General features: G+C 42.6%; 22 protein-coding genes and 1 riboswitch. Of the genes, 10 read left to right on the forward strand and 12 right to left on the reverse strand.

The window, feature by feature from the left end; genetic code table 11:
* Window positions 1-203: 203 nt before the first annotated feature.
* On the reverse strand, window positions 204-1265 hold the full coding sequence (locus tag BCU91_RS00620; protein ID WP_102440716.1) for a polysaccharide lyase family 7 protein: 1062 nt from the start codon (window positions 1263-1265) through the stop codon (window positions 204-206).
* A 443-nt stretch (window positions 1266-1708) separates the two neighbouring features.
* Between BCU91_RS00620 and BCU91_RS00625 the strand changes: the two genes are divergently transcribed.
* From BCU91_RS00625 to BCU91_RS00640, 4 genes are all read left to right on the forward strand, one after another.
* Window positions 1709-2911, forward strand: coding sequence for an ammonium transporter (locus BCU91_RS00625; protein ID WP_102530678.1), 1203 nt, complete (start codon window positions 1709-1711; stop codon window positions 2909-2911).
* A gap of 316 nt (window positions 2912-3227) precedes the next feature.
* The gene (locus BCU91_RS00630) at window positions 3228-3650 is read left to right on the forward strand and encodes a hypothetical protein (RefSeq protein WP_102475665.1); all 423 of its coding nucleotides are present in this window, start codon (window positions 3228-3230) and stop codon (window positions 3648-3650) included.
* Between the two features lie 385 nt (window positions 3651-4035).
* Window positions 4036-6351, forward strand: coding sequence for a TonB-dependent receptor (locus tag BCU91_RS00635; RefSeq protein WP_102530679.1), 2316 nt, complete (start codon window positions 4036-4038; stop codon window positions 6349-6351).
* 14 nt (window positions 6352-6365) lie between these two features.
* Window positions 6366-7046, forward strand: coding sequence for a Fe2+-dependent dioxygenase (locus BCU91_RS00640; RefSeq protein WP_102530680.1), 681 nt, complete (start codon window positions 6366-6368; stop codon window positions 7044-7046).
* A gap of 20 nt (window positions 7047-7066) precedes the next feature.
* On the opposite strand, the gene BCU91_RS00645 is transcribed toward BCU91_RS00640, so the two are convergent.
* Complete coding sequence (locus BCU91_RS00645; RefSeq protein ID WP_102530681.1) at window positions 7067-7975, reverse strand: AraC family transcriptional regulator; 909 nt, start codon at window positions 7973-7975, stop codon at window positions 7067-7069.
* Between the two features lie 282 nt (window positions 7976-8257).
* Here BCU91_RS00645 and BCU91_RS00650 point away from each other — a divergent pair, with 282 nt between their 5' ends.
* Window positions 8258-9778, forward strand: a complete 1521-nt coding sequence (locus tag BCU91_RS00650) for an aldehyde dehydrogenase family protein (protein ID WP_102530682.1) — start codon at window positions 8258-8260, stop codon at window positions 9776-9778.
* A gap of 126 nt (window positions 9779-9904) precedes the next feature.
* Here the strand turns inward: BCU91_RS00650 and BCU91_RS00655 are convergent, their stop codons facing one another.
* The gene (locus tag BCU91_RS00655; protein ID WP_102440709.1) at window positions 9905-10612 is read right to left on the reverse strand and encodes a hypothetical protein; all 708 of its coding nucleotides are present in this window, start codon (window positions 10610-10612) and stop codon (window positions 9905-9907) included.
* 326 nt (window positions 10613-10938) lie between these two features.
* Here BCU91_RS00655 and BCU91_RS00660 point away from each other — a divergent pair, with 326 nt between their 5' ends.
* Window positions 10939-12969 (forward strand): S9 family peptidase, encoded by a 2031-nt coding sequence (locus BCU91_RS00660; RefSeq protein ID WP_102530683.1) that lies wholly within the window; start codon window positions 10939-10941, stop codon window positions 12967-12969.
* 189 nt (window positions 12970-13158) lie between these two features.
* Here BCU91_RS00660 and traF read toward each other — a convergent pair whose 3' ends face one another.
* The 3 genes from traF to BCU91_RS00675 all read right to left on the reverse strand — a co-directional run bounded on the left by traF (window position 13159) and on the right by BCU91_RS00675 (window position 15829).
* Entirely contained in the window at window positions 13159-14364 is a 1206-nt protein-coding gene (gene traF / locus BCU91_RS00665; RefSeq protein ID WP_157936253.1) for a conjugal transfer protein TraF, read from the reverse strand.
* A 198-nt stretch (window positions 14365-14562) separates the two neighbouring features.
* Window positions 14563-15087 (reverse strand): hypothetical protein, encoded by a 525-nt coding sequence (locus tag BCU91_RS00670; RefSeq protein WP_102530685.1) that lies wholly within the window; start codon window positions 15085-15087, stop codon window positions 14563-14565.
* A complete protein-coding gene (locus BCU91_RS00675; protein WP_102530686.1) occupies window positions 15080-15829 on the reverse strand; it encodes a helix-turn-helix domain-containing protein in 750 nt (249 codons plus the stop codon). The genes BCU91_RS00670 and BCU91_RS00675 overlap by 8 nt, the downstream gene beginning before the upstream one ends.
* Before the next feature lie 557 nt (window positions 15830-16386).
* On the opposite strand from BCU91_RS00675, the gene BCU91_RS00680 reads away from it, so the two are divergent.
* The gene (locus BCU91_RS00680; RefSeq protein WP_102440718.1) at window positions 16387-17196 is read left to right on the forward strand and encodes a cytochrome C; all 810 of its coding nucleotides are present in this window, start codon (window positions 16387-16389) and stop codon (window positions 17194-17196) included.
* Window positions 17197-17213: 17 nt separating this feature from the next.
* The gene (locus tag BCU91_RS00685; protein WP_102440704.1) at window positions 17214-17711 is read left to right on the forward strand and encodes a hypothetical protein; all 498 of its coding nucleotides are present in this window, start codon (window positions 17214-17216) and stop codon (window positions 17709-17711) included.
* 88 nt (window positions 17712-17799) lie between these two features.
* On the opposite strand, the gene BCU91_RS00690 is transcribed toward BCU91_RS00685, so the two are convergent.
* Both BCU91_RS00690 and BCU91_RS00695 read right to left on the reverse strand, forming a co-directional pair.
* Window positions 17800-18165: a response regulator gene (locus tag BCU91_RS00690; protein WP_102440703.1), complete on the reverse strand. Its 366-nt coding sequence runs from the start codon at window positions 18163-18165 to the stop codon at window positions 17800-17802.
* A gap of 163 nt (window positions 18166-18328) precedes the next feature.
* A complete protein-coding gene (locus BCU91_RS00695; RefSeq protein ID WP_076538754.1) occupies window positions 18329-18511 on the reverse strand; it encodes a hypothetical protein in 183 nt (60 codons plus the stop codon).
* A gap of 443 nt (window positions 18512-18954) precedes the next feature.
* Between BCU91_RS00695 and BCU91_RS00700 the strand changes: the two genes are divergently transcribed.
* Complete coding sequence (locus BCU91_RS00700) at window positions 18955-19800, forward strand: SDR family oxidoreductase (RefSeq protein WP_102440702.1); 846 nt, start codon at window positions 18955-18957, stop codon at window positions 19798-19800.
* A 302-nt stretch (window positions 19801-20102) separates the two neighbouring features.
* The gene (locus BCU91_RS00705) at window positions 20103-20417 is read left to right on the forward strand and encodes a DUF3861 domain-containing protein (protein WP_102440701.1); all 315 of its coding nucleotides are present in this window, start codon (window positions 20103-20105) and stop codon (window positions 20415-20417) included.
* Window positions 20418-20568: 151 nt separating this feature from the next.
* Here BCU91_RS00705 and BCU91_RS00710 read toward each other — a convergent pair whose 3' ends face one another.
* From BCU91_RS00710 to BCU91_RS00725, 4 genes are all read right to left on the reverse strand, one after another.
* The gene (locus tag BCU91_RS00710; RefSeq protein WP_102440700.1) at window positions 20569-21954 is read right to left on the reverse strand and encodes a sodium:alanine symporter family protein; all 1386 of its coding nucleotides are present in this window, start codon (window positions 21952-21954) and stop codon (window positions 20569-20571) included.
* A gap of 156 nt (window positions 21955-22110) precedes the next feature.
* Window positions 22111-22243, reverse strand: a riboswitch (glycine riboswitch).
* A gap of 322 nt (window positions 22244-22565) precedes the next feature.
* Window positions 22566-24014 (reverse strand): methyl-accepting chemotaxis protein, encoded by a 1449-nt coding sequence (locus tag BCU91_RS00715; RefSeq protein ID WP_102440699.1) that lies wholly within the window; start codon window positions 24012-24014, stop codon window positions 22566-22568.
* 206 nt (window positions 24015-24220) lie between these two features.
* On the reverse strand, window positions 24221-24784 hold the full coding sequence (locus BCU91_RS00720; RefSeq protein ID WP_102440698.1) for a chalcone isomerase family protein: 564 nt from the start codon (window positions 24782-24784) through the stop codon (window positions 24221-24223).
* A gap of 100 nt (window positions 24785-24884) precedes the next feature.
* Window positions 24885-25733: a hypothetical protein gene (locus tag BCU91_RS00725; protein ID WP_102440697.1), complete on the reverse strand. Its 849-nt coding sequence runs from the start codon at window positions 25731-25733 to the stop codon at window positions 24885-24887.
* Window positions 25734-25837 lie beyond the last annotated feature (104 nt).

The raw sequence follows: 25837 nt of genomic DNA on the forward strand, positions 1-25837 counted from the left end.
AGGCAAATGTTTAACAGTTTTGTATAGATAAGAGGCCGGTTGTTTATATCGATAAGCGACTGATTGGCGCAGCTGTTGAGGCAATGAGTCCTGAATCAGGGTTAAAATTAATAATTAACGCTACAAAAAAACGCCCAATGACAATGCATTGGGCGATATAGCTAACGGCGATTTAACGCCATTAAAGATCAATAAAATAGCGGTTACTGATTAAGCTCTAGCTCATAGAAGCTTGCTTGAGCATAGTCACCGGCTTCCATACCACGCCACTCACAGTTTGAGCTGCTGGCTTTGGTATTACATTGATTGTAAACACCGGCTTTGTAGTACATCCAATCAGCTTGGTAACCTTGGTCAACTTCGTGACCTTGGTAATTACCTTCTGCTAGGTTCACATCAAAGGTTTTAACGATTTCGTTTGCTTCACCAGGATTTTTGGTGAAAGTAAGCTTCATGATGTCACCTTCAACATTCACTTCATAAGAGAATATTTCTCCTAGACGGATACCATCTTGTGGATCGTCATGGTGCTCACGTAGGTTGTAAGTGCCGAATACATTATGGCGAATATCTTTACGTAGCTTCTTGCCGTTACTATCTCTGGCATCTTGTAATTCTGGTATTGGATTTAGCTCATAGTTCCAAGACAGTGAACCAAATTCGTGACCTGGCAGCTTACGATATAAGATTTTTAATGGCTCGTTATCAGAACCATGAATTTGGCCAATAACCACTGCAAAGGCATTGTTCTTGCGGTATTCACCACTGGTACTGACTTGATCAACTGCCAATGTAGCTTTCAGTTGGCCGCCAATTGCGCCGTACTCGCTTGCATCTGGGTGAGAGGCAATTACAAAATTGGTTTTTGGATCATCGTATTTTTCAGCCAACATGCCGCGTAATTCGCTACGGGTGTTTTTACTATTTGGCGTTGTAGGCGCTTCATTTGGTGCAACAAAAACCAAGGCACCGGTTTTAGGGTCGGTATAAAACCACTCAGGGTGAACGTAAGGGGTTTGGGTATTACCAAGGTCGTGGCGATTAATCTCTAAGGCTTTGCCTTTACGCGAGCCTTCTGTAGTTAGCTCAGGAAGGGTGATTTTCCATTTTGTTAGGTCAAAGTTTTGTGCTGGCGCTTTAGTCGCATCAAGATTGTATTTAGTGAGATCGTAGTTGAACTCTTTTTTTACTTGTGGAGCCGGTGAGGTCGCGGAGCAACCTGCAAGAATAGCAACCGCTAGTATACTAAGATGGAGCTTTTTCATTGTTTTTACCCTTAGGATTAACTCTATTTCATTGCTTAAGGATACTACAGTATTATTGTATTACAAAAGTGTGATCGAGATAGGGAAATGAATTTTTTGCTGCACAATTAAGCTAACTTTGTGCACTATTTGAGGTTTAGCCGTGCTGTCAGTGGTTTTCACTGTAAAAATATTGATATCAAGCATGGGTTTGCACCAGTGAGTGGCGGTTAGTTTGTTGAGTGATCCACAATGGTGCAACCCTTGTTATTTAATATTGCTTTAGCGACTAGCTAATCGTTATTTATGCACTTATTTAGGGCGTAATTGGTGCTATTTCACCTTATTCATCAATGTCTTGCACCTTACTGGTACAAATTAGTATGACAAAACCTTAATAACGGAATAATTCTTGCTTTTGTAAGTCCCTGAATTTAATAAAAGAAAAACTTATGGGGATAAGCATGGATAACATTAGTGATGCAATTAGCGTCATGGCACAAAGTGCAAATACATTATTTATCTTACTTGGTGCCATTATGGTGCTGGCAATGCATGCGGGTTTTGCCTTTTTAGAAGTCGGTACTGTTAGGCATAAAAACCAAGTGAACGCGCTGGTTAAAATCTTAACTGATTTTGCTTTTTCAGCGCTGGCGTACTTTGTCATTGGCTACCAAATAGCATATGGCAGTCACTTTTTTGTCAGTGCTGATGCGCTAACGGCTAATAACGGCTACGAGCTGGTTAAGTTCTTTTTCTTACTCACCTTTGCAGCAGCAATCCCTGCCATCGTATCGGGTGGCATTGCCGAGCGCGGCAGTTTTAAACCTTTCTTATTAGCATCAGCTTTGATCGTGGCGTTGGTATACCCACTGTTTGAAGGCATGATTTGGAATGGTAACTTTGGTTTTCAAACTTGGTTAAATGACACCTTTGGCGCTGAGTTCCATGACTTTGCAGGCTCGGTAGTGGTACACGGTATGGGTGGCTGGTTAGCGCTGGTGGCGATATATGTATTGGGCTCTCGCCAAGGCCGTAAACCGGGTGTGGCATTTGCACCCTCTAATATTCCGTTTCTGGCACTCGGTTCATGGATACTGATTGTCGGTTGGTTTGGCTTTAATGTTATGTCAGCGCAAACCCTTGATGGCATTAGTGGCTTAGTGGCTGTAAACAGTTTAATGGCCATGGTTGGCGGCACCATTATCGCGTTGATTGTCGGTAAAAATGACCCTGGTTTTATCCATAACGGCCCGCTTGCAGGCTTGGTGGCTGTGTGTGCTGGTTCTGACTTAATGCACCCAGTAGGGGCATTTATTGTTGGCGGTGTGGCCGGTGGTTTATTTGTGATGGTGTATACCCGTTTACAGCGCAGTGCCAAAATTGATGATGTATTAGGCGTTTGGCCATTACATGGTTTATGTGGTGTGTGGGGCGGCGTTGCTGCAGGCATATTCGGTCAGCAAGCTTTTGGTGGATTAGGTGGCGTAAGCGTAATGTCTCAAGTGGTTGGCACTGTCGCAGGGGTTGCTGTGGCGCTTATTGGTGGTTTTATTGTGTATGGCGTCGTCAATAAAATCTCTAGCTTACGTTTAAGCCAAGAAGATGAATTTATTGGCGCTGATCTAGCGATCCATAAGATTGGTTCTACCAACTCAGATAAATAGTCTGTTACGCACTAATAGCGGCATAAATCTAGCGGCATAAATCTAGCGGCATAAATCGCTTTGGTGAGTAATACTTTAATTAAGGCGCTAATAGGCGCCTTAATTGATCTTATTGCTATATTTGATGAGTCTCATGTATTGTCGATGTTAGTTGTGATTTATAAAAAGCACGCTACGGACACTAAACAGGCCTGTGTTTCTGGTAAACTCAGCTTACTTAGTTGCTAAAGCGTTAGCTCGTAACACATTCGTTCTTGAAACAGTTAATCAGATCGGTTTAAAACTGTTTTTAAATTTTGCTTAAAAGGAATCTCCCATGCGCACATCATTAACCTTATCTGCATCTATCGCTGCTTTATTACTTGTTCAAGGCTGTAATGAGCAAGTTGAACCACAATCTGAGCCAGCACCAGCAGTGGTAAAAGCAGCCCCTGTAGAAAAAACGGCTGAAATGGAAAAACCTGATACTAGCTCTGAAAAAGGGATCGCTATGCAACAAGGGACTGTAAGATATTTTGATCTTGAAGGTGGATTTTGGGGCATTTTAACTGACGATGGTCAGCAAATTCTGCCAAGTAACTTAGCAAAAGAATATCAAAAAGATGGTTTACGTTTGAGCTTTAGTGCCGCTGAAGTGACTGACATGATGACGATTCAGCAATGGGGTATTTTATCGACCCTAAGCAATATTGAAGTTATCGGTCAGGTGGAAAGTAAAGGTGGTAACCCACTTATCTAGTTCTTTAACTAGAACTAGGCTTAGGTCTTTTTAAGACTAGTTTGCTCAGCTTATAAAAATAAGCTTATTTTTTACAATGGGTTGATCTATAACAGGTCAGCCCATTTTTATTGCTGCCGCTTTAATTATTCGCCGCTTTAATCAATACCCCTCTTGAATTAATACCTTCTTTAATCAATGTCTTGTTTAGTCAATGTCTTGTGTAATCCGTAAGTTGTTGCGTGGGACTTGCTAACACAGTTGGTTCAGCAAAACGTCTCACATCACTAAATTTACAATTCAAACACTAATGTAAATGATAATGGTTTCTATTTACATTGTTGTTGCCGCTTTGTTAGTATCGCCTCCTAAATTAGTTGGTTCTAACAAAAGGATTGTTTTTAATATGAAATCTCGCTATCACACGTCGTTATCCCTAGGTGCAAAAGCCGTTGCTACCGCCTTGTTTTTTAGTGGCGCTCCTGCCTATGCTGCTGAAGTAGAAACTGAAGCTTGCGATAAAAGCGAAAATATTGAATGCCAGTCACAAGAAGCCATCGAGCGCATTGAAGTCCACGGGGTGAAAAGTTCGGTGTATTTTTACGATACATCAGGGGATAAACGTCGCGTTGCCGATCTAGTTGATACCCCACAAATGATCACGGTACTGACTCAAGATCAAATTCAAGAATCTGGCTTAACCGATTTAAAAGATATTTTGTCTACCCAAGCGGGTGTGACCTTGGGCACCGGTGAAAACGGTAATGCTTTTGGTGATCGCTATATTATTCGTGGCCATGAAGCCCGCAGTGATGTGTTTGTTGATGGTTTGCGCGATCCGGGCATGACCACCCGTGAAAGTTTTGCCACCGAACAAGTGGAAATAACCAAAGGCCCAAGTTCAACCTTTGCTGGACGCGGATCATCAGGCGGTGCCGTTAACAGTGTCACCAAAAAAGCCTCAACTGCTTATAACTTTGGCCGCGTTGATGCCGCAGTCGGTACCGATGATCACACTCGTTTTACTGTTGATTATAACGTGCCGCTAACTGAAGATGTCGCGCTGCGAATTAACGGCCTGATTGCCGATGAAGATAAGCCGGGCCGTGAAGGCATTAGCTCAGAAAGAAATGGCGCCCAGTTGTCATTGGTGTTTGAAGCTACTGACGACTTGTCATTTATCGCCGATGGTTACTACATGAAGGCCGATGATGTGGCTGATTTAGGTAGCTACTTTGACCAAGATACTCGCAAGCCAATCGAAGATATTCCAGTTTATGCTCAAGATTCTGACTTTCTCAGCTCTGATGTCAGCACGTTTACCTTGCGTACCGAATATGACATTTCAGACAGCTTAACTTTCTACAATGCTACTCGTATTGGTCGCACTGAAAATGGCTATATAACTACGGGTATGAGTGGCACTAATCGCGCAGCCAGCGATGTTGACGCGCCGGGGGCTGAAACCTTAACCATTAGCACCCATCAAGGACGCCAAGATGTTGAATACTGGAACACTCAGTTCAACTTATTCTGGAATACCGATATTTTAGGTATGGAGAATAAGTGGGTATTTGGACTCGAATATAGCGATGAATCAGTGGATAACGGCTTGTATGATATCGTCAATAATAACGCCACTAATTGTATCGTCGATGGCCGCCGAGGCGAGTCTGGTGCTTACTGTATTATTGATGGTAATGGCGATGAAGTTGATAATATCGACCAGCTGATGGGCCGTACTTATTCAAAAGGGGCATCTGATGCCATATATAACATCGAAACCATCTCGGCTTACTTCATGGATACCGTGGCAATCACCGAAGAGGTAGAACTCTTTTTCGGCTTCAGACAAGATAGCTTTGATTACACCAATGACACTTCAAGTAGCCGTAATGGTGATATTTTATATGACTATTCCGACAGCATGTATAACGGCCATGTTGGCTTAGTGTATAGCCTGACAGAAGCAGGCAATATATACGCCAGCTACAGTACCGCGACTAACATCAATGGCGGTGAGTCAGACCTTGGCGCAAGTTGTGGTTATGGTGGACTTTGTGGCACACCTGAGCAAGTACTGGCAGCGGATCCAGAATTGGTTGAGAATATTGAGCTTGGTACTAAATGGATGCTGTTTGACGATAGCGTGATGTTTTCTGCCTCGGTATTCCAAATCACTAAAGATGATGTAATGGAAAGTGTAGGTGATAGCTATTCAACCTTAGGTAGCCTCAATACCGGTAAAAACCGTGTTGAAGGGATTGAAATTGGCATGGTGGGTAACATTACTGATGCCTTTAGTATTCAGCTTTCAGCGTCATTAATGGACTCAGAAGTACTTGAATCATTTAATGAAGATTATATCGGTAAAAAACTGAGTAACTTTGCTGATGAAAGTGCCTATTTACAGCTCCGTTATGAGATTAATGACATGTTTGTCATTGGTGGTGGTTACACTTATCAAGGCGAAATGTACGGCGGACAGCCTGACACAGCAGCAGGATATGACACTGAAAATGGCCGTTACAGCATAGAAGTACCCGCTTACCAAGTGGTGAGTTTATTCGCGAACTACAATGCCACTGAGGACTTAACCTTCCGCGTTAATGTAGGTAATGTATTAGATGAAGAATACTGGACTGCAGCATATCGTTCAGGGTCATTTATGTACCTAGGTGATGCAAGAAACGCCAATTTAACTGCCACATATGAATTTTAATTAAAGGGATTATCATGATTGTTATTGAGAAAATATTGACTGCTGAAGAAGTGAGTTTTTTCAGGCAGCAATTAGCTGGGGCACCATGGTTAGATGGCAAGCAAACCGCCATGGGCATGGCGGCGTCAGTCAAAAATAACCATCAAGCTGATGCCAATGATGATGTGGTGCGCCAACTGGCTAATAAGTTGTTGGCGCAATTTGGTCATAACCCCAAGGTCGTTTCGGCGGCCTTACCCCATAAAATTTTTCCGCCTTGCTTTAATCGCTATGGTATATCTGAAGAATATGGTTTTCACGTTGATGCAGCAGTGATGCGCATTCCGGGCACTAATGAGGTGCTAAGAAGTGATATGTCGATGACCACGTTTTTAAGTGAGCCAGATGAATATGATGGCGGCGAGTTAATCATTGCTACCGAGTTTGGCGAGCAGCAAATAAAGCTGCCTGCAGGTTACGCGGTATTGTATCCATCTAGCAGTTTACATAAAGTCACTGCAGTAACCCGTGGTGAACGAGTGGCTGCCATTACCTGGATGCAAAGCATGGTGGCTGATGGCAGTTTAAGGCAAAACCTGTATCAGCTTGATCAAACCATTCAAACGCTCATCAGCCAAGGTAATACCGATCGCAGTGAGTTAGATAATCTGCACAATGTTTATCATAACTTGATCCGTCAATTTACTCAGCTGTAAGCTTAAATCCGATTTAAAAGCTAACTCGCTAAATGGCGCAGTTTATAATCAACAGGGCAAATGCCATAAAACTGTTTAAACAGGCGACTAAAATGGCTAGCACTGTGATAGCCCAGTGAATAACACACTTGGGTTATTTGCTGGCCTTGCTCTATCAGCGTCGCCGCTTGAGTTAAGCGGCTTTGCTGCTGATAAACCATCGGCGTGCAGCCCAAATGCTGTTTAAATTGCTGAAAAAACTTACTGCGGCTCATACAGGCTTGTCGGCACAAGGCATTAATATCTAATGGCTCGCTGAGGTGCTGCTTAATATAGTGTAGCGCGGCGTTGAGGCCGTTGAATTGTGGATCGTTATGACTGTGATGCAATAAAAAATCCCGAGTTTGATGACGCATCAAGCGCACAATCAATTCTGAAATCGCTAAATCAATCAAATAGCTACGGTCTTGTTCATTCTCGGTATAAATCGCCACAATTCTGTCTAATAGCGCTTGGGTTTGCTGATTATGGTGGGTATGCACTAAAGATTGTTGGTATTGCCAGTGGCCATATTGCTTATCGATAGGGGCGCTCAGATTAAGTTTATCGGCAATTTGCTGCACCCGCTCAGTTGAAATCTCAATGGCAAGACAGGTGGTGGGTTGATGGATTTTAGCCTCAGGAAAATCAATTTCTACGGCCTGATTGGGCGCCATAATAAAGGATTCATGGGGGTAAAAGGCCGCCTCATAATCATTTACCGAATGCATGACTTTTTTACCTGTCACCATGCCGCAAAATAACAGTTGGTCAGATTGAAGCGCCACCTTTGAGGCTTGCTCAAAGGTATCGTAAATACTCAGTTCAGATTCAGGTCCAGCAAAACTAATCTTATTTTCTACCAGTACGTTTGGCTTGCTGCGCTGCAGTTGTAGGCGTCCACTGATCATCTTGTTCCCTCACAGAGTGATACCAAGTCATTTGGTATGTTTGTTCCTGAACAACAATCCTTGCTTATGCTGTGATAGCTTTTCCCTTAAAACTCGGAGCTAATTCGTTAACTTAAATCATTAACTTAGCTCAGCTTATGGGTAATGTCGCCATGAGCTAGACAGTAGTTTCACAATCATTTGTACTGTGAGTCAACAGCTGTGGATTCTCAGAATAGTCACTTTCCAATAATTGATTTAGCTTAATTAGTTATCCAAAAAATACAATTAGAGGAAAGTAGCATGATTTACGCAGCACCCGGCGAAGCAGGTTCAGAAATGAGCTATAAATCGGTATATCAAAACTACATAGGCGGTCAGTGGGTTGAGCCTGTGAATGGCAAATATTTTGACAATATCAGCCCAGTAAATGGCCAAGTTTTTTGTAAAATTCCCCGTTCAGATGCACAAGATATTGAGTTAGCCCTTGATGCAGCCCATAAAGCCCAAGCATCTTGGGGTAAAACCTCAGCCACGGAGCGTTCTAATATTTTATTAAAAATAGCCGATCGCATCGAGAGCAATTTAACCGCTCTGGCTGTGGCCGAAACCTGGGATAACGGTAAAGCCGTGCGCGAAACCCTTAATGCCGATATTCCCTTAGCAGTTGATCACTTTCGTTACTTTGCTGGCTGTTTACGTGCCCAAGAGGGCAGCGCCGCAGAGATTGATGCCAATACCCTGTCGTACCATATTCATGAGCCATTAGGGGTTGTTGGGCAAATTATTCCGTGGAACTTTCCTCTATTAATGGCGGCGTGGAAGCTTGGGCCTGCGCTCGCTGCGGGCAACAGCGTGATCCTTAAACCTGCGGAGCAAACACCAGCATCAATTCTATTTTTAATGGAGTTAATTGGCGATCTGCTGCCTGCAGGGGTGCTTAATATCGTTAATGGTATTGGCGAAGAAGCAGGTCAAGCGCTCGCAACCAGTAAGCGTATTGCCAAAATTGCCTTTACTGGCTCAACTCCTGTTGGATCGCATATTTTAAAATGCGCCGCTGAAAACATTATTCCCTCCACGGTCGAGCTAGGTGGTAAGTCACCCAATATCATCTTTAACGATGTGGTTAACTTTGAAGATGAATATTTAAGTAAGTGCGTAGAAGGCGCGGTACTGGCCTTTTTCAACCAAGGAGAAGTATGTACCTGTCCGTCACGGTTACTGATCCAAGAAGATATTTACCCGCAATTCATGGAAATGCTGATAGAGCGATCAAAAGCGATCAAGCGTGGTAATCCCTTAGATACCGACACCATGGTTGGCGCGCAGGCATCGAAAGAGCAGTTCGATAAAATATTAGGCTACATTGATATCGGCAAAAAAGAAGGCGCTGAAGTGTTATTAGGCGGCGAGATTGCATCTGTGGGTGATAATTTTGATAGTGGTTATTATATTCAGCCAACCTTGCTTAAAGGCACCAATGATATGCGCGTGTTCCAAGAAGAGATTTTTGGCCCAGTGATATCGCTCACCACCTTTAAGGATGAAGCCGAAGCACTCGCCATGGCCAATAACTCTGACTTTGGCTTGGGCGCAGGAGTGTGGACCCGAGACACTAACTTGGCTTATCGAATGGGGCGTAATATTCAAGCAGGCCGAGTGTGGACCAACTGCTATCACATGTATCCAGCCCATGCGGCATTTGGCGGTTATAAAAAATCAGGCGTGGGCCGTGAAACCCACAAGATGGCCTTAAATCATTACCAACAAACCAAAAACTTGCTGGTGAGTTACGACATTAACCCGTTAGGTTTTTTCTAAGCGATTAATCATGGGATAGTTGCAGCTTGATAGTTAAAGGCTATTTTTCAAGGTCATTTTAACAGGCTATTTTCAAGCTAAATATTAATAGGGCAAACAAGTTAGCTTGCTTGCCCTACTTATAATCTAAGACGACTCTCTTTTAGAGAGATGGGTCATGAGTAAATGAATTAACCCCATATACACAAATGCGCTCCAAGAGATGGCATCACTTATTTTATAGTCTAATTCGGCACAATAACCGACACTGCCATCATATTCTTCATTGGCTTCAGCCCAAAGACTGCTGCTGCCACTAAAAACCATCACCAGAATGCCTAAGCTAAATAGGTTGCTGGTTACTCCCCAAAGTGACCATGATACTAGCTCTATTAGTATGATTAGTCCCAGTGCAATAGTCGCCACCACCTTCTTGGTTAGCAGAGTTTTAGGCAAAAAATGGATGATAAACAGCATCAATAAGGTCATTAAGGCCGCATATTGAAAGAAGGTATAAATGGTGTCTGCGGCAACCGATTTCAGCATAAAGCTGAGCAGTATTCCCGCGCCTAAGACAATAACATTGAAGCCTGCAAAGATTTTTATCGGCAACTTTTGGTCTAATAACAGCGCCCCAGCAATGCTGAAGAACAAATACATGGCTAAAATGGGCCAAAAACCGAGTATATTGAACCACTCAATGGGAATATAACTAATTGCTAAATAATTACAGACTCCCCCCCAAATGATGGCCAGAAAAATCAGCAAATTAAATTGTAATTTACTGATTTTATAATCAGTTAAAAAAACCGCTGAAAGCTGCTGTTTTATCTTGTCTTGATGTGAATCAACCATGTTGCACCATTGTTATATTCCCCTTATTAATCAACAGCTAATTTTAATAATGGTAGCTTTTTTTATAAACTGCTTACAATGGTGTTTAGGTCAAAAACTAGCCTGATAAGCTCTAAATTTGTGGTTTTTGCTTATCAATCTCAGGTTTAAGTTTTATTTAAGTGTTAAGCCTGATGATAGTGATGTGATAACAGTAACAACTTGCCAACTGAGCCACTGCTATTTGTTGATGACGATAGAATTTAGTTAACTTTTATCGCCGCATGAACAGACAAAGTTATTAGCAAAAATAAAATAATTAAAACAAAATTTAAAGGAGACGACACGTGAAGAGAGTCGGGATCGTGCTGTTGTGCATGTTTATGCCAATAGCGACAGCGTTTGCAGAGCAAACCAAAACCCTTTCAGTGGATGTATTGTGGCAACTAAGCCGCATCGGTAATCCTACTATTTCCCCCAATGGCGATTACATCATTGCACCTGTCACTAACTACGATGTGCCTGAAGATAAAGGCTCAACTCAATTATGGTTATTTGATAAAGAGGGCAACAGCCAGCGCCCAATTACCGCTCAAGGTTTACGTGTGAGTGAGCCAACCTTCTCACCAGACAGCAATACTTTAGCTTTTATCAGCAAGCGTGATAAAGACGAAGCGGGTCAAGTGTACTTATTACCAATGAACTCACCAGGTGAAGCCCAGCGCTTAACTGAGGTGCCAAGTGGCGCTTATGGAATTAAGTGGGTGGGTGAGCATATTTACTTTATCAGTTCAGTATTTCCAGGTAAAAACTGGGATCAAGTAGCCGAGCAATTAAAAGCTGATAAAGACGATAAAGTATCAGCCCACCAATGGAATGCACTACCTTATTCAAGCTTTGATCATTGGCTGGATGAAGACCGTGAAGCCCATGTGTTTCGTATCCCTGCTAAAGGTGGCGATATTGAGCCAATTACTCAGCCTTTAAACAAGCAGCTACCACGTTCGTCGCAAAGTGCAGCTAGCTATGACATCGATCCAGCTGAGGGTTTTATTGCCTTTAATAGCAACGGTTGGGACAACCAAGTTGACGCTAAAATCGATATCTTTTTCGCTGAAATCGGTAGCGGTAAGGTTGAAAACCTAACCCCGAACAACCAAGCGCCAGATGCAAACCCAACATTTAGCCCAGACGGCAAAACCTTGGCTTTTACCCGCCAAACGATTCATGGTTTTTATGCCGATACTGCCAAGCTAATTTTGCTCGATGTTAACAAGCGCAGCGAAAAAGTGATTGCCAAAGACTGGGATCGCAGCGTCGCGCGTTTTGTGTGGACACCCGACAGCAAAGGCTTTTATGCAGCCATTGATGATGCCGCCACAAGACGCATTTTTCATATCAATGCTAAAAACGGCAAAGTAAAAGCCATCACTAAAGCGACTAACTTTGGTATGCCTGCGCTGGCGAATGACGGCACCTTAGTGGCCGCCAATGACAGCTTTACTTATCCAGCGCGCTTGGTAAAAATCAATCCACGTAATGGTAATAGTACCCGTTTAGACAGCTTTAATGATGAAATTTTAGCGGATATCGATGTGGGCACTTATGAGTCGGTGACCTATAAAGGTTATAACGATCAAGACATTCAAATGTGGGTTCATTATCCTCCGGGTTTTGATCGCAGCAAAAAATACCCATTAATGATGCTTATTCACGGTGGCCCGCACAGTGCGATTTCTGATGGCTTCCATTATCGCTGGAATGCACAAACCTTTGCGTCATGGGGTTATGTGACGGCATGGCCAAACTTTCACGGCTCAAATAGCTTCGGCCAAGATTTTACCGACAGTATTAACCCTGACTGGAAAAATAAGTCATTGGAAGATGTGTTTAAAGCGACTGAGTGGTTTAAGCAAAAAGACTGGATCGATAACGATCGTTTAGTGGCGGGTGGCGCAAGCTATGGCGGCTACTTAACCTCGATTATATTAGGTCAAAAAGAACAGCCTTTTAATGCGTTATTTATCCACGCTGCGGTTTATAACATGTACTCGCAAATGGCGGCTGATTTTTCGGTTCACAGTACCCGCTTTGGTAACTACTGGGACAAGCCTGAAATTTATAAGTCTATTTCACCCCATTACGGCGCAGAAAACTTTAACACCCCAACCCTAGTGGTTCATGGTCAGCTTGATTACCGTGTGCCTGTCGGCCAAGGGTTTGAGTTATTCCGCACCCTACAAACCCGTGGTGTCGAATCGAAGATGATTTACTTCCCTGATGAAAACCACTGGATCATGAAGCCGAACAACTCAATTTATTGGTATAACCAAGTTGAGCAGTGGATGAACCGCTTTGCTGAACCTGGAGCTAAATAGTAAAGGCTAAATAGTAAGGGCTGAATAATGTAAGTTACTCAGTGTCACTTCCTGATTAAATATGACTTATTAAAAAAGGCTGTTGCAGAACTTTCTGCAACAGCCTTTTTATTATCAACGACTGAATGGCCGTATGATGATTGTTTTCTCAAATCTCAGATCAGAAATCTAAAGCCTAAAATCTAGAACCTAAAAAGTGAAGCTGGTTTGCAGTGCTGCCCCCATATTATTTTCATCACTGTAATTGGCTGAAATATCGATATTAAATACTCCAGCAATGGATAAGCCTAAACCGGCAGTCACGCTGTCATCGATATTATCTGTTAAATCTGTTTGGTAGCCGGCGCGCAATTTAGCCCAGCTAGCAGGGCTAAACTCAAGCCCAATAGCCGCGAGTTGGCGATTGTCATTACTGCTATCAAACTGGTTAAGCGTGCCGTCAATATTGCTATAACCTTCAGATTCATTTAACTGCACATCAATGGCTGCGGTGATAAAACGGTTTTGATAATTGGCACTCACTGTATAAGTCGGGCTGATCTCATATTGACCTTGCACGCCATTAATAAGCTCAGTGTCATAGCTATTTTCTATTAAGTTTTTACCTACAAAACCAAAGCCAAATCCGGCGTTGTGTTGATAAGCAACACCGACATCAAGGTTCATATTGCCTTGATCGTTTTGGTAGCGATCATCATCCCAGTCATCAAACTCAAAGTTATCAATGTCGGTAATATAATTAATGGTGTTTACCTGCTGATATTTAGGTGACACCCCATAGTAGATCTCGCCTGTGGCAAACTGATGCGACTTAGCTAAGCTGACACCAATTTCAGTCACGACCACACCCATGGTTAACGCTTGAGAGTTCAACTCTTGGTTGATGATATTGCTTGGATCAAGATCGCTATCAGCAATATCAGCAAACACCAGTGCATCGGCATAGGCTTGGGCAAACAGGTTGACCGATACAAATTTATTGGGGATCGCAATGGCTAACTGGGTGCCCACTTGTAGTTGGGCGTAATTGCCTTGGATCAACTGCAGTTGATCAATCACCACTTGGGCATCAGCTTCAGTTGGCATGCTGATGTTTTTAAAATCATCATAAACATCTGAAAAATCTTCAACATTCTCGATAGTGTCAGTGGGATCGTTAGCGTGTACCCCAAAAGCAGGGAACAATACCGCCACGCCATCGGACTCTTTAAAACGCGCCGTTAATGCAGGGTTATGAAATGGCGCCGTTAAATAATCGGCGCTGCTAACGCCAACGCCGCCCATGGCATGTGAGCGCGCATCAAAACTGTGATTGTTAGCTTGAACAGAGGTAGCAAAGGCCGCGGCCATGCATAAAGGAAGGTAGCGTAGTGTTCTTGTAGTTATTATAGGCATATTAATCCAGCAACATATTGTTATTAATAGTTTTATTGAAGTTGTTCGAAGCGGGATTATAGCATTGCTTAGGTTTGTTGTTACCAAGTGTTTGTGCTTATGTGAACTGAGCTGCATTGTTTTTATATTTTTTAGCCTATTAGCAAGTGACGGTTTTAAAGCATCACTTTAAAGTGTCACTTTAAATCATTAGCTCAGTTACTTCATTTCCACGAGGTTGCAGGCACAGATATTAGTACTGGGTAAAAAATACAGTAACACGGTATTTTGTTGCGCATTTCGATTAGTAATTTGAATCGTAAGGTTATGGACGCCTTTTTTACTGATATTTCTTTTAGCAAAGGCCTCTAAGTGGCTGGCATGTTGTGGTAATGGCAGCTCAGTATTATGCCTAATTAATTCATTGTGGGTTAAGTTTAAAATGTAGGTGTCTTTCTCTTTATAAGCGCTAAGTACATCGCCTGTTAAATACAGGGTTGCAATAGGATTGCCATCGGTCGTGAAGTAACGGTAGCTGATACTGGCTGAACGTTTTTGTAAGGTAAAATCAGCGATCAGCGAGTGATGTTCAATGGTGTCACTATTAGGGTTTTTCGCCACTAATTCATTGCGACAAGATAGCACCATATCCACTTCGGTTGCTTTGATATGCTGGTAAACAATGACGATGCTGACAATGGCCATTAAGGCCGCCAGTATTCTGAATATGATGCGATTAGTCACAGAGTGATACCTCAGCTAGCCATTTATCGGAGATAAAATTCGGGGTTAAACTAAAATCACTGGTTTTAATATTGCGCATTAAGTTATCGCCATTTGGCTTTTGCCGAGCTAAAGAGATATTTAACACCTGCATGTCGTTAGAAAATGCCAGATACACTTGTTGCCACACTAAGGTGTTGCATTGGTTGAGAGCAGCAATGATTTTTTCTTCAGTGGGCTTATCTTGTTGCATTGATATGCTGGGTGACTCAAGCCACGTCAGTTTTATTTGTTGCTGATTATCTAATTGCACAATGCGGCTATTTTTGACTGGCGTTTGTGCAGGTTTAAACAGTATGTATTGATGCATTGCTGCAATAATGGCGGTTAACACTACAAGCACCAATGCAGTGGTATAGATAAAGTGTTTTTTATGCTTTGCAGATTGCTGAATCCAACTGGCTGCTGGTGGGGTGATATTGAGCCGATAACCTTTACGCGGAATGGTTTCAATTAATTCAGCATAATTTTCGCCAAAGTACTTACGCAAAGTAAATACTGCTTTTGCCACTGCCGATTCACTCATAACAGGGCTTTGGGAGCCAGCACAGGCTAATTGGCCTTTGGTCATGATGCGATTGGGGTGAAGACTTAATTGCTCTAAAACCTGACTTTCGGTGCGGGTAAGGTGCAGCTGAACTTGAGATTCAGTATTGAGTATTTGGCTATTGGCAATATCAAATTCAAAGATTTCAATGCGCATTTAAATCACACTCAGATAAACATTCTATTGTTAAGTTTACTGCAATTAGATAATTACAAACATTCTACAAATCACAGTTTTACCATACAGCACTAACTTTGCAGCTGGCTTTTGCTAAAAGCCACTCATTACTTCTTTGTTATGACCAATAGCCATTGCAGTCGCGGCTGCTCGTATCAAGCTCCCGCGCTTCGGATATTGCTAGTTCTGCTAAGGACAATTAACTTAACGTGATCTGGGTCACATTAGATTTTAAGTAATCTCAAAAGTAAAACTCTGTAATTAGTATTACGTGCTAAATGCGGGTGCTTTTTTGATATTTAACGCTGTTAAGTTGAGTTTTTTCGCTATTTAATCCATCTTTAATTCGATTTTTCTAATGGAGTGATTAACTGAAATATTACTTTGAACTAGCTCCCGTTGCCATTTTTCCTGTCTGTCATGCTTATCTCAAGCCAGAAACGTAAGTGCTGAAGATGTACTTTTTAGCGTTCTGCCAGTTATCAACACTCAGCTTAAAAGTTGGGAATAAATATAAAAATGCGAGGCAAGTGATTATGAAAACTCTAAATAGAAGACAAGCGATCAACCGTATTATTGGTATTTCTACTGCGGCAGCGGGCGGGGCACTTATCGCTAATCCTGTTATAGCGGCAGTGACCAACGTTAGCGGAGATTGGAAATTAGAAGTGGGTACCCGCTTAGCTTATAGCAAACTTGATCCCATGGTTGTGGCAAAACGTGCTTATGAAACCGGTAATGGCTGTATGTTCCAAGTATTTGATAGCATTATTCAAAGCTTGGCAGAATCAGATTCTGTTGATGCTGATAAGTTCGCCCAAGTACCAACCGCCATGGCGCATTATGGCTATGCAGGCATGCTAGGAGAAGGCACTGTTTGTGGCAATATTAACGCCACAGGTATGTTGGTTAATTTATTATCCATTAATGGTGAGCCTGCCAATGCAATGTTAAGTCAAACCATGCGTTTTTATGAATCAGAAACACTACCGTTTCAAACGGCTGAATTTATTGAAGGCATAGGCGCTGACATGACAGAGACCTTAGCTCAAGTCGGTAAACCTACAGCGGCAAATAGCACCCTTTGTCACAGCTCTATTAGTCTTTGGGCCAGTGAAAATGGTAAGTCATTTAGTGAAAAAGGCATGCGCTGTAAACAGCTTTCAGCCTCCGTGGTCTATGAATTAGTTGCAATGCTTAACAAGGCTTTTGATGGTGAGACCGTAAATGATCACCCAGTTTCAGATGCGACTCAAGATTGCCAAGGTTGTCATACATCGTCATCAACATTTGCCCCTAGTGTGCAAACGAATATGTCATGTAATACCTGTCACGGCGGCCACTAATTGCTGGGAGTAATAACATGAAACATCTTAAATTATGTAGTGTCATTGGCTTGAGTTCGATGTTGTTGTTTGGCTGTGGAGGCTCTGATGATGAAACTATCGATCCGCCAATTGAGCCACCTGTAGAGCCTCCGGTATTGACGGTCAATATTGATCAAACTGAGACCTTAACTGCTAGCTTACAATCTGTTGATGCAGAAAATGGCGCAGTGACAGTAAAACTGACAGGTGATGATGATTTGTCGGTCACTGACGCAAGTGCATTTAACCTGATTATTATGGGTTACCCTTCAAAGACGCAGTCGTCAACCAAGTACAATCTGGATTGGCATCAGGCGAGTCATGCAAATTGCATTGAGGCTGAAACCTGCTCACTTGATATCAATGAAGCTGAATCAGGGCTGTATTATTTAACCTTAGACAGTGTGAATTGGAAAACTGCGGTTGAGACTTACCGGGTAGCCTTAGAAGTTAAAGGTGACAAAGCTCATTATGAATTAGTGTTTATGGATTAAGGTACTTACCAATGTACTTTTAAGCTAGCTGTAAAAATGACAAAGCCTTTTCATTATGAAAAGGCTTTTTTACTGCTCAAATGATCGATTAACTCAGAAAGCGATCAATAGTTTTTTGCACATCATTGGGCATGATGGGCTTCGTCAGGTAATCATCAGCACCAATTTTTAAGGCTAACTCTTGATCAGATGCTTCAATGAGTGAGCTGACTACTACGATCGGAGTATTGGCGATTTCAGGCTGATCTTTAATAAACTTGATTACTTGATAGCCATTGATATTAGGCATAGTTATATCGACGAAAATTAAATTAGGGCGAATGCTTGCAAACATTTCGATAGCAGCATCGCCAGAATTTGCTGTCATAACCCGATATTCATCGCCCAAAATTGCCAGTAACAGGCCTGTGCAAACAGGATCGTCATCAATAACTACAACCGTACGTTTTTCCATTAATGCCTCATTAACAACTAGATACTCTTGGTGTTGTATTGTCATTATAGCTTAAAGCGACAGCGGAAAATGAAATATCAAGCCAGAAACAATATTGAGGGGAATTTTGTTTCTGGCATTGTCGTTATCAAACCAAGGTTTGATATTGCGGTAGTTAGTTTGCTTAGAAGGTGGCAATAGAGGCCAGGTGTGCTTCAAGTTCTGCTTCTGTGGTGGGGGTAATCTCAAGTTCAATTGAGAGCGGATCGCTACCATTAAGCATAAATGCCGCTTGTTTGTTGTGATCGTAATGAAACCATTTTCCATTGATACACACGTCGGTATAGCAGTTCGGTAGTAATTCCATGAGTACACCTATTATTTTATGTGATGGAGCTTGTAGGGTTATATTTGTGACACTAAAGCACAGTTTGAATGTGCTTTAGTGATCTTAGTCACCTTTATAAGACAATAGTTAAGCTAGGAGCACCTTGATCTGCATCAATTGAGATAGCGTTTTGTTGGATGGGAAAAGACTTTTCGTAACACAAAACACTAAAAGAGGCTTACTTTAAGCCTTATTTAGATATTAATGCTGCTTTTTGCCTATTCTTTAGGGTTAACCTTTGTTGATGGTGTTCACCAATGGTTATTCGGCTGCGGTTATTCGCTAGCAGTTATTCGCCAGTGGCTATTCGGCTGTGGTTATTCACTAGCAGTTATTCGGCTGCGCAAATAAGCTGCTATGCTTTAATTTTTGTAGATTGGCACTCGCCGATGGATTAAATGCTTTGAACAGGAGAATATCCAATGAATATTGCTGTAACAGCAGCTAGTGGTCAACTTGGCGCTGCAATAGTAAATGCCCTGCTTGCTTTAGGCCCCAATTACAATGTAATCGCCCTTGCTAGAACCGTCGACAATGCCAAACACCTTGGGGTTGAAGTTCGCCCAGGTGATTACGATAATCTCGCTGAGCTTGAGACTTCGCTTAATGGTGTCGATACCTTATTACTGGTATCAGGTATGGCAGCCCCTGAAGCGCGTATTCCTCAGCATCGTAATGTTATTCAAGCAGCCAAGCAGGCAGGGGTTAAAAAAATTGTCTATACCAGCGTTCAAGGCGCTGAGGAAGACACTGCATTTTCTCCGGTTATTCAGAGTAATCGACAAACCGAGCTAGATGTCCAGAGCTCAGGGCTTGAGTGGGTTATAGGCCGAAACGGTATCTATATTGAGCCAGATATTGAGTATATTGATAGCTACAAGGCGGCCGGCTTTATTTCCAATTGCGCTGGCGATGGCAAGTGCGGTTACACCACTCGAAAAGAGCTGGCATTTGCCTATGCCTGCATGTTGACTGAAGATAAACATAACGGCCATGTTTATAACCTCCATGGTGAGTCAATAACTCAATATCAATTGGCTGAATACTTGAATAAGAGTTTTGAGCTTAGCCTTAAATATATTCCTGTTTCAGTGGCGCAATACCGCGACGATCGCACCGCTGAACTGGGTGAATTTATGGGTACGGTGATTGCAGGTATTTACCAAGGCATACTTAATGGTAAATCAGATAACCCCAGCGACTTTACCCAAGCTGCAGGTCGTAAGCATCAAAGTTGGGATGATTACTTCTCAAGTCTTAACGCTTAAGTGTTAAAGCCCAAGCCTTAAAGCTTAATGTCGCCGTTAATGCGCGGCAATTAAAAGTTTAACGTCATAAAAAGCAGGCTGAAACTAACAAGGTCCTAGCTCAAACTAACTGGTTGCGTCTTGCTGAAGCGTAACCAGTTAATCCAAACCCTGTGTAAACCTTATAACAGCTCTCTACTGGTTAACATTGCTACAATTAAATAGTTGACAAAATCAACCAATGCAATTATAGTTGACCTTATCAACTAGTTTTAACTAGTTTTAACTAGTTTTAACTTGTTTCATTAAGCCGGAGAGAGATTATGATCCCTAAAATTAACCGAGAAAATCGCTACCGCATTACCGTTGAAGAGCAGATCTCAGGCCAAGATACTGGCAAAACCTTAAGCTTTGAGTTTCAAGATAGGGAAGACCTATTCAACGCTGTTGAAAATATAAAAAAGGGCAGTGGCTTAGAAGCGCCGCTTGCCACCAGAGTCGCCGTAGCCTTACGACTGTTAGGGCCTGTGATGATGCAAAACCGTAAGCATCCACTATTTTTGGATTTTATGCCTCACTTTAAAACCTTTATGAACAATCTAAAAAGCACAGTAAAACAAACCATCACAGCTAAATAATCCCTAGGTTAATTTGATGCTTATCAAGATGATGTGTGCTGAGATAATCAGCTTTCAAAAAAGGCGCAGTCATTCACTGACTGCGCCTTTTTATTATTTAAGCCTGTTTTTAAACATTAAAAAAGGGCTTAAGGTATTTCAGTAAACCTCGTTACTTAACTGCTGAGTCCAGTGCATTGTAAGAGGCATGTTTACCTAGCTGTTTAGCAAAGTACTTGTTGGTTTCGGCTAAAATAATGTGTCTTAAACCAATAATCCCGATCAAGTTCGGAATAATCATTAAGCCATTAACGGTATCGGCCAGCATCCAAATAAGGTCTAGTTGAATAAACGCGCCGCCGGCAATCAAAGTTAAAAAGATAAACTGATATAGTTTAATACCTTGTTCACCTAAGCGTTTGCTGGTTAGGTAGTACCAACAACGCTCGCCGTAATAATGCCAACCTAGAATGGTGGTAAAGGCAAAACACACTAGAGCAATGGTCACCACATACTGGCCGACAATCACTGAGCCGCCAGAGGCAAAGGCTGCACTGGTCATTGCTGCGCCAGCAGTATCGCCATTCCACACACCGGTGATAATCAGCACTAAGCCTGTCATGGTACAAATCAAAATAGTGTCAAAAAAGGTGCCGGTCATGCTGACTAAGCCTTGCTCGACCGGTTCTTTAGTTTTAGCGGCAGCGGCCGCAATGGGCGCACTCCCTAAACCCGATTCATTAGAGAATACCCCGCGGGCGATACCAATTTGAATGGCTTGCGCCACCGTTGCGCCTAAGAAACCGCCTGCTGCAGCAATAGGGGCGAAGGCTGAGTGTAATACTAATTCAATGGCCGGAATGATTTGCTCAGAAAAGCTAAATAAAATCCACAAACAGGCCAATACATAACCTAGCGCCATAGTAGGTACTAACTTTTGCGCCACATTGGCAATGCGTTTAACGCCGCCGATCGTCACCGCAGCGACAAGGGTGGTGAGTACGAGGGCGGTAACCCAAGTCGGCACATCAAAGGCAATGGTCATGGCATCGCTAATGGCATTCACTTGGGCGAAAGTACCGATACCGAAAAAGGCTACGCCGACACCAAAAATAGCAAAAATATTGGCTAGCCACTTTAAGCCGAGACCACGCTCAATGTAGTACATTGGCCCGCCAGCAATATTACCTCTGGCATCGGTGGTGCGATACTTTACTGCCAGCATACATTCAGCATATTTGGTTGCCATTCCAAAGAAGGCTGCTAGCCACATCCAGAAAAGGGCGCCCGGCCCACCGATTTTAATCGCGGTGGCGACGCCGACAATATTACCAGTACCGATAGTGGCAGATAGCGCTGTACATAAGGCCGCGAAGGAAGATAAGTCGCCTTTGCCGCTAGCAGGTTTAAATAATAAGCTTAAGGCCAGTGGCAGCTTAAGGACTTGGAGTAATTTTAGGCGAATGGTGAGATATAGCCCGGTGCCGATCAGTAAGCATAGGGTTATAGGGCCCCAAACAATGGCATTGATATCGGCTAAAAGCGCGTGAAAATTCATGGTATTCCTCGAATATTAAACAACAAAATTAATATGGAGGAGGAAAAGAAATGGCTGGATTTGTGGTACTGAGGAATACAGCTCACGCAGGTGTTCATCATGATTGATGACATTAGGCACAGCAGAAAACGACAGTGACCATAAATGAATACAGTCATCCTCTCCTCTGTCCTTTTGCCTGAGCGTTTCGCGGCAGTTGAATTAATTCAACTGCCACTTTCGCCTTCGGCGCTGTAATGACATTAAGCTGCGAACCACTAATGCTTACAGTCTCTCCAGAGGCTCGTCCAGTAACAGTCCTCACCACTAAGTGGCACCTGAAAGAGTGGTTTATTAAATGATATCAATACCATCCAACAAACTTGCCTCGTCGGTGTGGGGTTGCTCCCCACTCTCCTGCTACCTTCATCCGAACGGATCTTTTTGCTAAGCGATTAAAAAGTTTAACAAAAAGGACTGACAGCATGCGTGATGTTACCCATGTGCTCAAGAGATCTGTATCACAGTTTTATCAACAGGCTGTTTAACTGGTTTATATTTGAACGAGTGCTAATTTCGAGTGTTCTTTGTTAGCGCTCTTTGTTAGGGTTCGCATTTACAGCTTGGCAATACTAGCTACTGACTGCCATATTCAAATCAGTTGCTAACCTTTTTAGCGTTTCAACCTGGTGGGTAAGCTTCTCGCCTTGGTTGGCAACAGACTCTGATACTTGATGAGTTTTAACAACACTGCTAGCAACTTCGGCGCTGGCAGTATTAAGTTCTTGAACTGCCTGAACTTGATGCACCATGGTATCGGCAAGTTGATTGATATCACTGAGGGTCTCTGCGACCTTAGCGATAATACTGGTGAGCTCATTACTGGATTGCTCAATGACACTTTGGCCGTGCAGCACTTCTTTTTGGCTACGATCTAACAGGCTGCGAATTTCGACTGCAGAGGTATTACTCTTAGCTGACAGCTCGCGCACTTGTTCAGCCACTACTGCAAAACCGCGCCCATGCTCACCAGCGCGAGCCGCTTCAATGGCAGCATTGAGTGCCAATAAGTTGGTTTGGTCTGCCACCGAGGTAATTAAATCTGCCACTGACATAATTTCTTTATTACTGACTAAAATTTTGCTGATAGCTTCTGTAGTAGCCGCCAGTGATGAGGCACTTAGCTGAGCCTGATCATTGATAAGTTGGCTGCGATTACGTAAATCGACCACAAATGATTCTGACTGCTCAACATCTTGAGTCATCCGGCTAAGCTGTTGGTTCATTTCTTCAGCGGCGCTGGCCTGAGATTGGCAGTTTTGATTTAAATCATCCACTTGATGATGCAAGTCTTCAGATTGTGTTTCAAGTACCTCAGCCATGCTAGACAGTTGCACCGCATTGTCACCCGCGCGATGTAAAATCGACGATAATTGCTGGGCGCTTTGCTCTGCATCATTTGCGACTTTTTCTGTTTGATGCTGAGATTTTTCAGCATGCTCAATGGCTTTATTACGTTGCTTGGCGGTAAAGGCTTGGGCGATAACAATTATAATCAGTGGCATTAATAAACCAGACCAAGCCTCTGTCATGTATGCCGTATCAGACAGTTCCATAACCGGAATGCTCACCCCTTGTAACTCTAACATTAGCATCCAAGATGACGCTGCGATCACCAGCGCACTCCAAATCGTCGCCATTAAAATACCTGCAGTTAAAAAGAAGGCGATCAGTAATACCGTTAACCATAGGCTCTGACTTGAATTGAGCACACCACCGTCCTGATAAATAAGGTTCAGTGCATGTAGAGCCATACCAAGGAAACCGACATTAAGCGCGAGGGTCGGCATTTTTGCCAAGCGCAAAATTAAGCCTGCACTTATCTCGGCAATAATTAAAAATATAGAGGTGTAGATCAATAAACTATGATCAAATTGCAGCCATTTAAACAAACTGTAAAGGCCGGTAAATAGTGATAAAAGTGAGAAAAATAGAATGACTTCCACATACCTGAGTTGAGTGTCATTCCAGGTATTATTGGTCGGGAAAAAAGCAGCACGCCACATTGCCAAAGGAGTCATAAAGTTGCCTCTTATAATACAAAGTAGAAAAGGCCTAGGGGATAAAAAACCGAATACTTACCTTAGCCTAAACTAAATAATTAAAATCTAAATTATTGTTTTTTATTGATTTATTAAAATTTGTTCTAGATTTACCATGGCTAAGGTGACAGCGGCAAACAGTTATCGCCTTAGACCATGGTTATCGTCACTTTTATTGTTTTAGATCAACCTTTTAGCATCGATTTTTTTAGGCCTTTATCGGTTGGCTTTTTGCCTAACCAGACACTGAGCACCGCTTTACGGAAGTCTTCACCTGGAGTGACAGCCAATTGCTGGCCATTTTTGTAACTAATCACACCTTCACCGGGCACGCTCATTAAGGTGAATTGATCGCCTGACTTAATGGGATCAGAAAAAGAGTTGATCAAGGATTCAATACTGGCGGCAATCGGCTCCGTTTTGCCGTTTGTTGCCCGATCAAAGCCTTCATTTAAGGCATCGATCATTTTTTCTGAGGTGATCATATCTGAGGTAATATTAAGCCGAATCGCAGTTGGGGAGTCGCTATCAATCACCTGTTGTGCTTGGGTACTGGTGCTGGTGGTAAACAAAGAACCGACATATAAGTCGATAAAAAATTTACTCCGAACTCCGGCGCCGTTTAACACCATAGTGCTGTTATTTAAAGTCACGTTTTCAGGCACACTGACACCTGAAATATCAACGGCAGCTGAGGCGCTGGCACACACGAACATTAAGCTCGTTGCGGTAATAATGCGTTTAATCATGTCATCCTCCATTAAGGATTAAAAAGCGCTGCCAATACTGAAACAGTTTGGTATTTAGCAGCGAAAGAGCATTAGTGGCTATTAGTTAAAAATACACTGGCTAGAATGCGTGGTTATATTCAATCCAATAGCTATCATCAGTGCTATCACTATTGTCTGTTTTATAGTTCACTCGCACGTTTTGGCGTTTGTTCATTTGATATGCCAAAGATAATTCACCGCTAAAGCTTGCCATTTGTAAGCCGCCATCCATGATGTCATCGCTCCATGACTTGCCTTGCATTTCTTCGGTATAAGAAGCGCTTAATAGCATCCACCAGTTATCATTAAAGGCATAACGGGCATAAACCATACCGGTTAAAATGAGTGATGGAACATCAATGCCACTGCTGGTTACCGGGATGTCTGTAGCTGTAATATCTTGCATGTTATCGCCAACGACCACAGCACCGGCATATAAAATTGGCCAAATATAGAAGTTATCAGTAACCGGAATCGTCATCACAGGACCCGCTTGCACCACTGCCATACTGCCATAAAAAGGATGGTCAGCTAGGATGGCGTCAATAGACCAGCCGGTGCCGTTTGTGGTGTTGATAGTGCCATAACGTAAACGGTACGAACGCTTGCTGGTTTCATCATTAAATGTTGGTACAAGGCCGTAATCAGGATGCTCTATCATCCCAGTAAATTTAGGGCTTTTATCACCCTCGTTAAAGATATTTTTAGCTTCGAAAATAACCCCACTCTTTTGACCTGAATCAGCGGTTTTTTCCGACAGCATTAATTGGCCTTTAATGTTCATGCCTTCACTGCCGTATGATGCGCCAATAGAGGTGTAAACATCAGTTGGATTAGACATATCAATATCTGCTTCTGTGTCAGCAGCATAAGTTAAACCAGAAGTCATTGAAGCGAGTATTGCCATACTTAGAATGCGTGTTTTCATGGTAACTCCATTATTTTGTAATTAGTTTTTAATTAGTTTTTATCATTAGCGTTATAAATTTCTGAGGACTAATCCTCGTGGTACTGGCGATAGGTTGCGCCAGT

Origin of the sequence: Shewanella sp. 10N.286.52.B9, from assembly GCF_002873635.1 — a bacterium.
Classification (GTDB): Bacteria; Pseudomonadota; Gammaproteobacteria; order Enterobacterales; family Shewanellaceae; genus Shewanella.

What these genes read in the sequence shown, in the direction of transcription:
- traF (WP_157936253.1), bottom strand. Translation starts at nt 14,364, where the DNA reads ATGCCTATAATAACTACAAGAACACTACGCTACCTTCCTTTATGCATG.
- BCU91_RS00630 (WP_102475665.1), top strand. Translation starts at nt 3,228, where the DNA reads ATGCGCACATCATTAACCTTATCTGCATCTATCGCTGCTTTATTACTT.
- BCU91_RS00725 (WP_102440697.1), bottom strand. Translation starts at nt 25,733, where the DNA reads ATGAAAACACGCATTCTAAGTATGGCAATACTCGCTTCAATGACTTCT.
- BCU91_RS00700 (WP_102440702.1), top strand. Translation starts at nt 18,955, where the DNA reads ATGAATATTGCTGTAACAGCAGCTAGTGGTCAACTTGGCGCTGCAATA.
- BCU91_RS00655 (WP_102440709.1), bottom strand. Translation starts at nt 10,612, where the DNA reads ATGGTTGATTCACATCAAGACAAGATAAAACAGCAGCTTTCAGCGGTT.
- BCU91_RS00690 (WP_102440703.1), bottom strand. Translation starts at nt 18,165, where the DNA reads ATGGAAAAACGTACGGTTGTAGTTATTGATGACGATCCTGTTTGCACA.
- BCU91_RS00680 (WP_102440718.1), top strand. Translation starts at nt 16,387, where the DNA reads ATGAAAACTCTAAATAGAAGACAAGCGATCAACCGTATTATTGGTATT.
- BCU91_RS00720 (WP_102440698.1), bottom strand. Translation starts at nt 24,784, where the DNA reads ATGATTAAACGCATTATTACCGCAACGAGCTTAATGTTCGTGTGTGCC.
- BCU91_RS00635 (WP_102530679.1), top strand. Translation starts at nt 4,036, where the DNA reads ATGAAATCTCGCTATCACACGTCGTTATCCCTAGGTGCAAAAGCCGTT.
- BCU91_RS00685 (WP_102440704.1), top strand. Translation starts at nt 17,214, where the DNA reads ATGAAACATCTTAAATTATGTAGTGTCATTGGCTTGAGTTCGATGTTG.
- BCU91_RS00710 (WP_102440700.1), bottom strand. Translation starts at nt 21,954, where the DNA reads ATGAATTTTCACGCGCTTTTAGCCGATATCAATGCCATTGTTTGGGGC.
- BCU91_RS00675 (WP_102530686.1), bottom strand. Translation starts at nt 15,829, where the DNA reads ATGCGCATTGAAATCTTTGAATTTGATATTGCCAATAGCCAAATACTC.
- BCU91_RS00640 (WP_102530680.1), top strand. Translation starts at nt 6,366, where the DNA reads ATGATTGTTATTGAGAAAATATTGACTGCTGAAGAAGTGAGTTTTTTC.
- BCU91_RS00715 (WP_102440699.1), bottom strand. Translation starts at nt 24,014, where the DNA reads ATGACTCCTTTGGCAATGTGGCGTGCTGCTTTTTTCCCGACCAATAAT.
- BCU91_RS00650 (WP_102530682.1), top strand. Translation starts at nt 8,258, where the DNA reads ATGATTTACGCAGCACCCGGCGAAGCAGGTTCAGAAATGAGCTATAAA.
- BCU91_RS00705 (WP_102440701.1), top strand. Translation starts at nt 20,103, where the DNA reads ATGATCCCTAAAATTAACCGAGAAAATCGCTACCGCATTACCGTTGAA.
- BCU91_RS00620 (WP_102440716.1), bottom strand. Translation starts at nt 1,265, where the DNA reads ATGAAAAAGCTCCATCTTAGTATACTAGCGGTTGCTATTCTTGCAGGT.
- BCU91_RS00695 (WP_076538754.1), bottom strand. Translation starts at nt 18,511, where the DNA reads ATGGAATTACTACCGAACTGCTATACCGACGTGTGTATCAATGGAAAA.
- BCU91_RS00645 (WP_102530681.1), bottom strand. Translation starts at nt 7,975, where the DNA reads ATGATCAGTGGACGCCTACAACTGCAGCGCAGCAAGCCAAACGTACTG.
- BCU91_RS00625 (WP_102530678.1), top strand. Translation starts at nt 1,709, where the DNA reads ATGGATAACATTAGTGATGCAATTAGCGTCATGGCACAAAGTGCAAAT.